Source organism: Chryseobacterium caseinilyticum (assembly GCF_014837145.1).
GTDB classification, from domain to species: Bacteria; Bacteroidota; Bacteroidia; order Flavobacteriales; family Weeksellaceae; genus Chryseobacterium; species Chryseobacterium caseinilyticum.
The window spans coordinates 25,113-37,335 of sequence record NZ_JACYFS010000005.1 but is presented as its reverse complement, the minus strand read 5'-3'; the positions used below and the strand labels follow the sequence as shown (position 1 = coordinate 37,335).

Sequence of the window (12,223 nt, the reverse complement as noted above, 5' to 3'; positions counted from 1 at the left end):
TAAAGATTAAACATAATTTTCCCTTAAAAGGGTGTGCAAAGGTACACTTTATTTTTTGAACAGAAAAATAATATTTAAAATGTCTTGAGAATATCTTTCATCTTCATTTTCACCTCTTTACTTTCGAGAAGCTCTGTTTGATCTGAAACTTGCAATAAAATAATAAGCAACAAAGACCGTAGAAAATTTCAGAATAGACGGAATGGCAAGTTCAACATTAAAGATCAAAACACCCACAACAACTAAAATAATCATCGCTAAAAACGAGAAACTCATTTTCTGAATCAGTTTAAAATCACCCATATCAAGATAATAGGCCAATCCCCACGCGATCCCGAATGATAAAGCATAATAAACTTCCAACCCTAGATCTTTGGTGTCTGTAAAAAAATAATTAATTAAAAAACTGACAACCGTTCCGAGCGCGAAATACAACAATGCTTTTTTCATATCTAAAATTATGGCTACAAAATTAGAGAAATTATTGTGATCAAAATTTAGATAATTTTATTAAACAATGCATTTGAATGTATTATTAAAAGCAGTGTTCCAAAAGAATATCTGGAAAACAATCACATTATTAAAAATTGAACTATCGTTATTTCTTAATTATTTTTGAATCGTAAATATAGTTTTCCTGATCATCTTTTACATTCAGAAAATAAATTCCGCTGACCAAATCCGTCATGTCCAGTTCAAAATTAACTTTGTCTTTAATTATTTTTTTATCTAAAATCATACTACCTGACAAATTGTATAGTGTAATTTTTAAAAAAGAAGATTTTGCATTGATGAGTAATTTATCCTTTACAGGATTAGGATACACATTAATAATATTATATTCAGAATCATGTACAGCGAGATTTCCTGCCCAAAAAATGGCTTTATCACCATTGGGATTTGTTAAAGTAAGTTTAAGCTGATTATTTATATTTTCAATTAAATACGTATTTGTTGGATAAAATCCGTTTGAAGTATTGCTTCCGAAAAATTGTCCAAAATAATATCCTTCAAAAACATTGTATTCATTATTATTAAAATTTGGGCAGCTGCCAAGTGTTAAACCCGAGCCGATAAAATTAATCTGATTATTGTTATACGTCACAGTTGCACTCATTGAATTGCAGATAACGGAATGTAAAGAGTTTACAGAAAAAGTTGCTGTAGCATATATTGTAGATACAGAACTGGGAAAAAAATGATCAACATTATTAAGAATCACTTTTTCCAGATTCCATGTATTACCGGTAAGCGCTGGCTGTTGTGCTTTTACAGAAAATCCCGTCATTAAAATAAATGCGATTATAAAAATGTTTTTCATATCATCTTTTTTTACAAAGTTTTTTTGAATCTAAACTTTTCAAATTAAAATTAATTAAAACTACCTGGTTCGATCCGGGTACATATTTAGGAAAATTCATTATCATATTTAAAACACCAAACTAAAAAAAACAGTTTCAATCTTGGCAATTATCACCGAACATTTTTAAATTAATATGCTTAAACAGGGATTTGCTAAAAAATCCTGAAACAGCTCAAAAAAATATTATTAAAGCTTGTTTTTCAAAGTTTTTCATCAATATATTTTCTTATCAATTCACTCATTTTCAGTTCTAAAAACTTATTTTTCAAAGATAATATTTGCGATTGACAATAAAGGTAAATCATCGGATTTCAAGTTTATATTTAAGTCAATTTTACATGAAATTAAATAGTTTTAAAATATTTATATTTGAAAACTTAGAAATTTTCTACAAACAATATGGAAACCCAAAAATATACTCCAACAAACAAAGTAAGAATTGTAACCGCAGCTTCGCTATTTGACGGGCACGATGCGGCCATCAATATTATGCGCCGTGTGATTCAGGGAACAGGATGCGAAGTCATTCACCTTGGCCACGACAAATCTGCTGAAGAGGTTGTAAACACAGCGATTCAGGAAGACGCCAACGCAATTGCCCTGACCTCTTATCAAGGCGGTCACAACGAATATTTTAAATACATCTACGACCTTTTAAGAGAAAAAAACTCTCCGCAAATTAAAATTTTTGGCGGCGGCGGCGGTGTAATTCTGCCCGAAGAAATCGAAGATATTATGTCTTACGGAATCGACAGAATTTATTCTCCGGACGACGGCCGCGAACTTGGTCTTCAGGGAATGATCGACGATTTGGTGAAAAGATCAGACTTTGCGACAGGAAAAGAAGTGACTGCTGAAGATTTGGATAACATCAGTTTCGAAAACTCGACCAGCATCGCAAAAATCATTTCTGCGGTTGAGAATTTCTCAGAAGAAAAACCTGATTTGGTAAAAGCCATTGACGAAAAATCAAAAGATTTAAATATTCCAATCATCGGAATCACAGGAACCGGTGGAGCGGGAAAATCTTCTTTAACAGACGAATTGGTAAGACGTTTCTTACGTTCAAATCCGGGTAAAAAGATTGCGATTATCTCCATTGACCCTTCAAAAAAGAAAACCGGAGGCGCACTTTTGGGTGACAGAATCCGTATGAACGCCATCAATGACCCAAGAGTTTATATGCGTTCGATGGCGACGAGGGAAAACAATGTTTCTGTTTCTCCGTTCATTCATTCAGCATTAAATGTGTTGAAACTGGCTCATCCAGATGTTATCATTCTGGAAACTTCGGGTATCGGACAGTCAGGTTCGGAAGTTTCAGATTTTGCCGATGTTTCAATGTACGTGATGACGCCTGAATACGGAGCTTCCACACAGTTGGAAAAAATCGATATGTTGGATTATGCAGACTTGGTTGCTTTAAATAAATCCGACAAACGTGGCGCGCTTGATGCACTTCAGGCTGTAAGAAAACAGTTTCAGAGAAACCATTTGTTGTGGGAAAGTCCGTTGGATGATATGCCGGTTTACGCTACAAAAGCATCTCAGTTCAATGACCACGGAACTACTGATTTGTATAATAGATTAGTCGATAAAGTGAATGAGAAATATTCTGATTTAAATCTAAAAGGATTTGTTGAACAGGAAGTTTCAGAAGACATCACGATTATTCCACCAAAAAGAGTTCGTTATCTTTCTGAAATTGTTGAAAACAACAGACAGTACGATGCCAATGTTGAAAAGCAGGCTGAGTTAGCAAGAAAAATGTATCACATTGAAGGCGTAAAAAGTTTCCTTTCAAACGAAACTCTGGATGCTGAATATCAGAAGGCTGAAAAAGACCTTCAACAGGAAAACATCGACTTCCTGAAAAATTGGGATGATACGAAACAGGCTTTCAAAGCTGAGTTTTACTCTTATTTCGTTCGTGGAAAAGAAATCAAGGTGGAAACCTCAACAGAATCCTTATCTCATTTAAAAATTCCAAAAATATCTCTTCCAAAATATACCGATTGGGGTGATTTGATTAAATGGAAAGGTCAGGAAAATCTTCCGGGCGGATTTCCTTACACAGCCGGAATTTATCCTTTCAAAAGAACCGGGGAAGACCCGACGAGAATGTTCGCTGGAGAAGGCGGACCCGAAAGAACGAACAGAAGATTCCACTACGTTTCTGCGGAAATGGATGCAAAACGTCTGTCAACAGCGTTTGACTCCGTGACTTTGTATGGACAGGACCCTGCCCTACCACCGGATATTTATGGAAAAATCGGAAATGCGGGAGTTTCTATCGCTACATTAGATGATGCAAAAAAATTGTATTCCGGATTTGATTTGGTGAATGCAATGACTTCCGTTTCAATGACCATCAACGGACCTGCGCCGATGTTGCTGGCTTTCTTTATGAACGCGGCCATTGACCAGAATGTTGAGAAGTATATTGCTGAACATCAATTAGAAGCAAATGTTGAAAAAGCTTTAAAGGCAAAATTCGACGATAAAGGTTTAGAAAGACCAAAATACAATGGCGAACTTCCACCATCAAACAATGGTTTAGGTTTAAAATTATTAGGTTTGACCGGAGACGAAGTGATTCCTGCGGAAGCTTATGCTGAAATTAAAGCTAAAACCATCGCAACCGTTCGAGGTACCGTTCAGGCAGATATTTTAAAAGAAGACCAGGCTCAGAATACCTGTATTTTCTCTACTGAATTTGCCTTGAGACTGATGGGTGACGTTCAGGAATATTTCATCACAGAAAAAGTGAGAAACTTCTACTCGGTTTCAATTTCCGGTTATCACATTGCAGAAGCGGGCGCAAATCCGGTTTCTCAGTTGGCATTTACCTTGGCAAATGGTTTCACGTATGTTGAATATTATCTGTCAAGAGGAATGGACATCAATGATTTTGCACCGAACTTATCGTTCTTCTTCTCCAACGGTATCGACCCTGAATATTCAGTAATCGGACGTGTGGCAAGAAGAATCTGGGCAAAAGCAATGAAACTGAAATACGGTGCAGACGAGAGAAGCCAGATGCTGAAATACCACATTCAGACTTCAGGACGTTCGCTTCACGCTCAGGAAATTGATTTTAATGATATCAGAACAACGCTTCAGGCACTTTATGCAATCTACGACAACTGTAATTCATTGCACACCAACGCTTACGACGAGGCGATTACAACCCCGACCGAGCAGTCTGTAAGAAGAGCAATGGCGATTCAGCTGATTATCAATAAAGAATTAGGTTTGGCGAAAAACGAAAATCCGCTTCAGGGTTCATTTATTATTGAAGAGCTGACAGATTTGGTGGAAGAAGCAGTTTATGCAGAATTCGACAGAATTACAGAAAGAGGCGGTGTTTTGGGTGCTATGGAAACGATGTACCAACGTTCAAAAATCCAGGAAGAATCGATGCATTACGAATGGTTGAAACACACCGGAGAATATCCAATCATTGGGGTGAATACTTTCTTAGGAAAAGATGGCTCGCCAACGGTTCGTCCTGGAGAAGTCATCCGTTCGACTGAGGAAGAAAAGCAGGTGCAGATTGAAACGCTACATAATTTCCAGAAATCCAATGAAGACAAATCTGAAACTGCCCTGAAAACTTTACAACACGCAGCCATTAATCAGCAAAACTTATTTAATGTGATGATGGATGCTGTGAAATACTGTTCGCTAGGGCAGATTACCAACGCTTTGTTTGAAGTGGGTGGGAAATACCGTAGAAATATGTAGTCCGTAGCCGGACGGGCAGTTTTTACTACTAACTGTTTTGTCCCGTCCTAAAAATCCGATACAGATTATAGGTCAAAAATAATTAATTTAAACCAAAGCAAAAACGTTTTTGCTTTGGTTTTTTGTTTTGTAGGTTTTCATTTTCAATTCAGACTGCTCGTGCATCTGAGTTGGAGTTAGATAATGATTTGAAAAATGAGGTCTTATTTCATTATAGATTTGAATCGATTCATTTACAATCCGTCTTCCCAATTTTGTTTCCAGGTCATATTTATCAATATCAAATTCTTGTTTTAAAATACCATTAATCCTCTCTGCTACTGCATTTTCATAAGGATCCGAGTTCTGTGTCATGCTGCATTTAATGCTATTTCTTTCCAATAAGTTTTGATACTCATTTGAGCAATATTGTAAGCCTCTATCCGAGTGATGAATCAAGGATTCTAAATTGACTTTTCTGTTTTTCAAAGCTTTCCTCAGGGCTATTAAACTGCTTTCTGTATTCAAATTGTCTGCTACATGATGTCCCATGATTTTCTTTGAATAAGCATCCGTTATCAAACTTAAGTAACTCGGATTCGCCCTGTTTCCAATATAAGTAATGTCTGCAACCCAGACTTGATTTGGTTTGGTGATTTGGTAATCCAATATCATATTTTTATGCTTTCTAAAGCGATGATGCGAGTTTGTCGTGACGTGATAACTTCTCTTGGGAACGATCAGTAAATGATTGGCCCGTAGAATATCAAAGAATTTATCTCTGCCAATATTCAATGACTCCAATGGTTCTTTTAACATAAAATACAGCTTTTTGCCGCCTATTTTCGGCTGCATCAACCGTTTTTCTTCTACCAATGCGACCACCTGCTGAGCTTTGTCGGTTCGCATATTGCTGCGTTTTAAACTTCGATAATAGACTTGTCTATCTAATCCGGACAATCCACAGGTAAAAACTAAAGTTTCTTTTTCTGTTCTGCGGAAGTTGCTGATTGTGCGGATGCGGAGTTTTTTCGTATATCAATCTGATATTCACTCTCCGCAAGATCGATCATCATGTCGAAGAAAATCGCTTTCTTATCGGCTATGTAGGCTTGTCTTTCCAGTAATGCTTTTTGTTTTTCGAGCACTTTTACTTCAGCCTCCAGTTCCATAATTCGTTGTTCGGGTGTTTTTTGCATAGCATTTGATGTTTGATTGTCCCAATCAAAGTTACCATATTTTCTGAGCCAATTTACAACGGTGGAATGGGATTGTATCGCATATTTCTTACGACATTCGGTAATTCCTAATTTACCTGCTTCAATTTCTTTTACAATCTGAAGTTTCAAACTCAAACTGTAATCTTTCTGTGTACGCTTTACATAAGGCGTTTCTAACGGTTCTTTCATAACGATTGTTTTTTTTGTGTATCGCTATTTCAGGACTAGACATTTAAATATAAATAAAACCTCAAGGATTTTCTTTGAGGTTTTTTTGTATTTTAGATTTAAATAAAACCTTAAGATGAAAAAACAATTCCAAATAAAAGAACCGTGTCAACAACTTTGGGAGGATCTGCATAAAGTTAATAATGGAAAATATTGTGATGTATGCAATAAAAAAGTTTGGGATCTAGATAAACTTTCAGAATCTGAAATTCATGAGATTACAGAAAGTAATGATTCAATTTGTGGCAAAAAATCTTTAATAAAACCTGCTTTTTCAAGATTTCTTTTAGTCTTGACATTAACATCAGTAACAAGCGTACATGCTCAAAATGAAAATAAATCTTTGATTGAAAATATTCATCGAAATGAAATTGAAATTAAAGGTAAATTAGTTTCAAAAGAGAAAAGAAAACTAGTTTCTGGAGAAATTTCTTTGGTTACTTTAGAAAAACTGTATTCAGCAAAAGCCGATGAAAAGGGAAATTTTACACTGAAATTTCCAGAAAAAATATTATCAGAATATAATATTATCAGAATTGATTATACTGTTTTAGAAGCTAACAATAAAGAATTTACGGATTATAAATCTTCAATTTTTAGAACAACTGAACTTCTAGGAAAAGAAAACTTTGAAATAGAAGAAAGATATGTAACAATTGGTGCGGTTGTAATTACAAATCCAAAACCACCAGATTTCTATTATTTTGATGGAAAAAAAATAGGAAAACGTAAGTTTGAAAAATTAAAAAAAGAATTCCCTGATTATAAATATTTGGCATTTTATGATGAAGTGACTGTACAAAAACTTACTAAAAAAAGCTTTGTCGACAATTTATATTTGCTCTATTCAAAATAAAAATGAAACCAAAAGCCATTTTCAACTGGAGCAGCTGAAAAGATTCTGCACTTGCTTTGTACAAAATTTAAAGGAGGCCAATAACTTCAAGATATTCCCTTTATTTTTTTTGTATTTTTACTATTCCAACAATACCAAATGCTACAAAAAACCATTCTTCTGTCTACAATCTTAATTAGCATTTTTTCATTGGCTCAGAATACAAAAGCGTCAATGCAGATAACCTATCAGATGAATTTGATTTCCGATTCGCTGCAGAGAGAAAAAGTTAAAACTGCCGAGTTTATTTTACTTTGTAATACAACAGAATCTGTATTTTACACAAAGGAAGCGAAAGACTATTATGATAATGAATCAGGAAAAAAAGGAAGTTCCACATTGAATTTAATTAATTCCAGTGTAGGAGCGATTCCCAGATTCCCAAAACACCGGGAAAGTGTTCACAGAAATGAAGGAAAAACAATAGTAAACACTGATGTGGGAAAATACATTTTTACTTACGAAGAACCGGATTTAAAATGGGAAATCCTCAGTCAGAAGAAAGATATTTTAGGCTATACCTGCAGGTTGGCGTCAGCAATAACAGATACAAACGACACCTTTTTTGTGTGGTTTGCTGAGGACATTTCTATCCCTGACGGACCGTTCAGATTTAAAGGACTTTCAGGACTTGTTCTCGAAGTATATAATACAAACAGAACAATCAAATTTACTGCTGTCGGAATTACAAAATCTGAAGAAACGATTGAACCTATTACTTATCCCAACAAAATCATGACGAAAAATAAAGAACAGTATCTGGAAGCAAGAAAAAACTACCATGCAAATCCATCTGCGTACAATGGAAACCTAAGAATTTTTGATGCATCTGGCAAAGAGACGACATACAAAATGCATGAAAGACTAAAAAAAATTAATGTTTTTTTAGATTAAATATGAAACCCAAAGCCATCTTCAACTGGAGCAGCGGAAAAGATTCTGCACTTGCCTTATACAAAATTTTAAAAGAAGATCATTTTGAAGTCACATCCCTACTGACCAGCATCAATAAAGATTTTCAGCGAATTTCTATGCACGGAGTTCATGTTTCTTTACTTGAAAAACAGGCTGAAAGTTTAAATTTAGATTTAATTAAAATGGAAATTCCTAAAGAGCCGTCGATGAAAGAATATCAGGACATTATGTTGAAAACGATGAAGGGAATCAGATCTCAGGGAGTAACACATTCTGTTTTTGGAGATATTTTTCTTGAAGATTTAAAGCAATACCGTGAAAAACAACTCGATACCATCGGAATGAATGCTGTTTTTCCGCTGTGGCAACAAAATACAACTGACCTCATCCATGAATTTTTAGGTTTAGGTTTTAAAACAATCGTTACCTGTGTCAATGAAACCTATCTCGATAAAAGTTTTGCAGGAAGAATTATTGATGATAATTTCATTAAAGACTTACCAGATAACGTTGATCCCTGCGGCGAAAACGGAGAATTTCACACCTTTACTTTTGATGGCCCGATTTTTAAAAATAAAATAGATTTTGAGGTGGGTGAAATTGTAAAGAAAACTTATCCTAAACCCAAAGTTGACGGAAATGAAGATGGCGATTATGTTTTTTGGTTTTGCGATTTGATTTTAAAATAAATACTGGCTCATTTTCGTTTAAAATTGAAAACTAAATACCAATGAACAATTTTATAAAAATCACAAATCCTTGCAGCGAAAAATTAGAAAATATGCGCGATGTTTCCGATGGTAAATTTTGCGGTGTCTGTAATAAAAATGTAGTCGATTTTTCTGAATTTACCTCTTCGGAAATACAAGATTTTTTCGTAAAAAACAGAGTTCAGCAAGTTTGCGGGAATTTTACGAAAAACAAAACTGAATTTAAGCCAGATCAAAAAAACGTGCAGAATAAACATTTGAAAAGAAATACAGGTTTTTCCAAAATCGCCGCCGGAATGGCTCTTTCAGCAAGTATCATCAGTTTATATCCTGCACAAGCTGTAAAACCTATCGTAAAAGAATCGGTAAAAAATCAGGCTGAACAAAAAGATGAAAAACAGGAAAATAAAAAGGACGATGGCAACTTTATAATTTCCGGAAAATTGGTCTCTATAAAAGAAAACCAACCCCTTGTCGGAAGTGTAAGCTTTCTCACTACAACAAAAATTTACATCGCAGAAACAGATGAAAATGGCTATTATCATCTTGAAATACCGAAAGAGATTTTAAAGTATGAAAGTCTGCTGGAATTTTCTCCAAAGGATATCTATCACAGTACAAAACTCGAAATCATAACCATTGAAAATCTCGGCAAGAAAAAGACAGTCCAACTGGAAAATAATGGATGGGGCAACTATTATGGAATTATTGAATCTCCTTTGCCTGGAAAAAATTCGCTTGTAATAGCAGAAGGTAAAATATTAGACAGCAAAACATTCACAAGGAGTTATTCATTATTTCCAAACAAATATATTGTACGGTATATCCCAAAAGAATTTGTAAAGTTTTTCACAAAAAAAGATTACGAGGATGTTTATCTTGTTTTCATAAAACCATGATCTGAAAATTTACTAGATACTAAATTCCCGACGTTGTCAATTTTTTTCTTATTTTTAGGAAAAACAAATTTGATGCTTTACAGAATATTTCTCATTTCGATCCTTGGATTTTTCTTTTTTTCCTGCGAAAAAGCAGCACCGCAAAAACCCGTCAATACAAAAGCCATCTCCGATTCGGCAGTTTTGGATTATAAAAAGAAACTGATTGCTTCACAAATCGATTCGGTTTTTAATCAATATCAGTTTAACGGAAGTGTCGGCATTTTTAAAGACAGTATTGAGCTGTACAGAAAAAATAATGGCTTCTCAGATTTTGAAAATCATACTAAAATTGATAAGCCGACCGTTTTCTCAATTGCGTCGATCAGCAAACAGTTTACAGCCGTTTTGATTTTGCAGGAAATGGAAAATGGACAGCTCAGTTTAGAAGATAAAGCTTCAAAATACATCAAAGAATTTCAGAAAAAAGAATACGATAACATCACAATTCATCAACTTTTAAATCACAGTTCGGGTCTGAATAATTTTGGTGAAAAGCTGATGTTCAAAAGCGGTTCGGGTTTCAATTATTCCAACGATGGTTTTAATGCTTTAGGAAAAATTGTGGAAGCTGTTTCAGGAAAATCTTTTGATGAAAATATGCTGGATCTGTTCAAAAAAGTGGGAATGAAAAACTCCTCAACAGGAACAGCGTTTCAGGGACAGAATTTTGCCAAAACATACGTGGGTAATTCAAAATTACAAAAGGTGGTCAACGGAATGCCGAAACGATTAGATAAAAATGAAATCGGAATTCCTGCAGGCGGCATTTTGTCGACAGTGGATGACCTGCATTTGTGGAACAATGCTTTGTACGGAGGAAAAATTTTAAAACCGGAAACCCTTAAAAAATTTATGTCCAAAAGCACCGAAAGACAGCATCCTGTTTTCGGAACCATGGGTTACGGATTGGGAATTATGACGGATAACAAACCAGTTTCTTATTTCCACAGTGGTTATGTAAAAGGAGCGCCGTCGCTGAATATTTATTATCCCAAAACTAAAACTTCCGTTATCATCTTATCCAATATTGCAGATGAAGAAAAAGGAAAATCTGCTGCTTTTAAACCTCATCAGAAGATCAAGGAAATTATTGATCAGCTGGAGAATGTGAATTAACAGACTTTAAAAATTGTTTTGAATCTCAATTAAATTAAAACTTCGCATATCTTTGCAACAATGATTTCAGCAGAGAAAATAATTTTAGGAATTGATCCCGGAACAGCGGTTATGGGATTTGGTTTAATATCGGTAAAGAAAGGAAAGATGGAAATGATTTCCATCCATGAACTGATTCTGAAGAAATACCCCAATCACGAAACCAAACTGAAGTATATTTTCGATAAAACTTTAGCGTTAATCGATGAATTCCATCCTGACGAAGTGGCTCTTGAGGCGCCATTCTTCGGGAAAAATGTACAGTCAATGCTGAAACTGGGCAGAGCTCAGGGAGTTGCCATGGCAGCAAGTCTTCACAGAAACATTCCGATTACAGAATATTCTCCTAAGAAAATAAAAATGGCCATCACCGGAAACGGAAATGCCAGTAAAGAACAGGTAGCGGGAATGCTTAAAAGTCTTTTAAACTTAAAAGAATTCCCGACAAAATATTTGGATGCTTCCGACGGTCTGGCGGTTGCGGTCTGCCATCACTTTAATTCAGGAACAGTTACTGATACCAAGTCCTATTCCGGATGGGACAGTTTCCTGAAGCAGAATCCGGATCGTTTAAAATAAAATATTATTTATACTCTTCGGGAGTAACCGAAAAATCAGTGGTTATTTTTCCGTTTTTATCGTAATAGACGTAATCAAATTTTATTTTTTTATCTTTCAAATCAGCCATTTCCTGTGAAGATTTCAGACTTTTCTCAGCTTCAAGCTTTGCTTCGTCTTTGAAAACTTTAATTTCTTCCGCAGTTACATTTTCCTTGACGTCTTCTGTAAGCGTGTAATGATATTTTAAGCTTAAATGTCCGGCAGAAACACTGTCAAGCCTTATTCCATCGCTTAAGATCTGAGGCGTCATCTTGTTCATGTCCATTGCAGCGTCTTTTAATTCTTTATCTACAGGATCTTCGTTTTTACACGAAACCATAAGAAGTGCGACTGAAAGTGCTGAGATTTTAATACCGTTTTTCATAATACTATTTTTTTGTGATGCGCTTATTACTGCAAGAATTATGCAATTAGGGAAAGCTGAAATCACTTACAAATTAAAATACTTG

12 protein-coding genes are annotated in these 12,223 nt (G+C 35.0%); 7 read left to right on the top strand and 5 right to left on the bottom strand.

From position 1 onward, the window contains the following. Positions 1-117: 117 nt before the first annotated feature. Positions 118-450, bottom strand: coding sequence for a hypothetical protein (locus IC610_RS14940; RefSeq protein WP_191737573.1), 333 nt, complete (start codon positions 448-450; stop codon positions 118-120). Positions 451-598: 148 nt separating this feature from the next. Continuing rightward, positions 599-1,321, bottom strand: coding sequence for a T9SS type A sorting domain-containing protein (locus IC610_RS14935; RefSeq protein ID WP_191737572.1), 723 nt, complete (start codon positions 1,319-1,321; stop codon positions 599-601). A gap of 441 nt (positions 1,322-1,762) precedes the next feature. Here IC610_RS14935 and IC610_RS14930 point away from each other — a divergent pair, with 441 nt between their 5' ends. Continuing rightward, positions 1,763-5,110 (top strand): methylmalonyl-CoA mutase family protein, encoded by a 3,348-nt coding sequence (locus IC610_RS14930; RefSeq protein WP_191737571.1) that lies wholly within the window; start codon positions 1,763-1,765, stop codon positions 5,108-5,110. A gap of 87 nt (positions 5,111-5,197) precedes the next feature. On the opposite strand, the gene IC610_RS14925 is transcribed toward IC610_RS14930, so the two are convergent. Then, on the bottom strand, positions 5,198-6,049 hold the full coding sequence (locus tag IC610_RS14925; RefSeq protein ID WP_228462942.1) for an IS3 family transposase: 852 nt from the start codon (positions 6,047-6,049) through the stop codon (positions 5,198-5,200). Between the two features lie 14 nt (positions 6,050-6,063). Next, complete coding sequence (locus IC610_RS20030; RefSeq protein ID WP_228462941.1) at positions 6,064-6,498, bottom strand: hypothetical protein; 435 nt, start codon at positions 6,496-6,498, stop codon at positions 6,064-6,066. Positions 6,499-6,613: 115 nt separating this feature from the next. Between IC610_RS20030 and IC610_RS14920 the strand changes: the two genes are divergently transcribed. From IC610_RS14920 to ruvC, 6 genes are all read left to right on the top strand, one after another. Continuing rightward, positions 6,614-7,393 carry a hypothetical protein gene (locus IC610_RS14920; RefSeq protein WP_191737570.1) on the top strand — a complete coding sequence of 260 codons (780 nt, stop codon included), beginning with the start codon at positions 6,614-6,616 and terminating at the stop codon, positions 7,391-7,393. A gap of 138 nt (positions 7,394-7,531) precedes the next feature. Beyond that, on the top strand, positions 7,532-8,326 hold the full coding sequence (locus IC610_RS14915) for a GLPGLI family protein (protein ID WP_191737569.1): 795 nt from the start codon (positions 7,532-7,534) through the stop codon (positions 8,324-8,326). 2 nt (positions 8,327-8,328) lie between these two features. Then, positions 8,329-9,036, top strand: coding sequence for a Dph6-related ATP pyrophosphatase (locus IC610_RS14910; RefSeq protein ID WP_191737568.1), 708 nt, complete (start codon positions 8,329-8,331; stop codon positions 9,034-9,036). Positions 9,037-9,077: 41 nt separating this feature from the next. Continuing rightward, a complete protein-coding gene (locus IC610_RS14905) occupies positions 9,078-9,956 on the top strand; it encodes a hypothetical protein (protein WP_191737567.1) in 879 nt (292 codons plus the stop codon). Positions 9,957-10,028: 72 nt separating this feature from the next. Then, positions 10,029-11,114 carry a serine hydrolase domain-containing protein gene (locus IC610_RS14900; RefSeq protein WP_191737566.1) on the top strand — a complete coding sequence of 362 codons (1,086 nt, stop codon included), beginning with the start codon at positions 10,029-10,031 and terminating at the stop codon, positions 11,112-11,114. 63 nt (positions 11,115-11,177) lie between these two features. Beyond that, positions 11,178-11,732: a crossover junction endodeoxyribonuclease RuvC gene (gene ruvC / locus IC610_RS14895; protein WP_191737701.1), complete on the top strand. Its 555-nt coding sequence runs from the start codon at positions 11,178-11,180 to the stop codon at positions 11,730-11,732. A gap of 4 nt (positions 11,733-11,736) precedes the next feature. Here the strand turns inward: ruvC and IC610_RS14890 are convergent, their stop codons facing one another. Next, positions 11,737-12,138 carry a hypothetical protein gene (locus tag IC610_RS14890; protein ID WP_191737565.1) on the bottom strand — a complete coding sequence of 134 codons (402 nt, stop codon included), beginning with the start codon at positions 12,136-12,138 and terminating at the stop codon, positions 11,737-11,739. Positions 12,139-12,223: the final 85 nt, after the last annotated feature.

Bases quoted from the DNA above. Each gene is read 5' to 3' on its own strand.
- IC610_RS14920 (WP_191737570.1), top strand. From the start codon at position 6,614: ATGAAAAAACAATTCCAAATAAAAGAACCGTGTCAACAACTTTGGGAG.
- IC610_RS14890 (WP_191737565.1), bottom strand. From the start codon at position 12,138: ATGAAAAACGGTATTAAAATCTCAGCACTTTCAGTCGCACTTCTTATG.
- IC610_RS14905 (WP_191737567.1), top strand. From the start codon at position 9,078: ATGAACAATTTTATAAAAATCACAAATCCTTGCAGCGAAAAATTAGAA.
- IC610_RS14930 (WP_191737571.1), top strand. From the start codon at position 1,763: ATGGAAACCCAAAAATATACTCCAACAAACAAAGTAAGAATTGTAACC.
- IC610_RS14900 (WP_191737566.1), top strand. From the start codon at position 10,029: ATGCTTTACAGAATATTTCTCATTTCGATCCTTGGATTTTTCTTTTTT.
- IC610_RS14940 (WP_191737573.1), bottom strand. From the start codon at position 450: ATGAAAAAAGCATTGTTGTATTTCGCGCTCGGAACGGTTGTCAGTTTT.
- IC610_RS14910 (WP_191737568.1), top strand. From the start codon at position 8,329: ATGAAACCCAAAGCCATCTTCAACTGGAGCAGCGGAAAAGATTCTGCA.
- IC610_RS20030 (WP_228462941.1), bottom strand. From the start codon at position 6,498: ATGAAAGAACCGTTAGAAACGCCTTATGTAAAGCGTACACAGAAAGAT.
- IC610_RS14935 (WP_191737572.1), bottom strand. From the start codon at position 1,321: ATGAAAAACATTTTTATAATCGCATTTATTTTAATGACGGGATTTTCT.
- IC610_RS14915 (WP_191737569.1), top strand. From the start codon at position 7,532: ATGCTACAAAAAACCATTCTTCTGTCTACAATCTTAATTAGCATTTTT.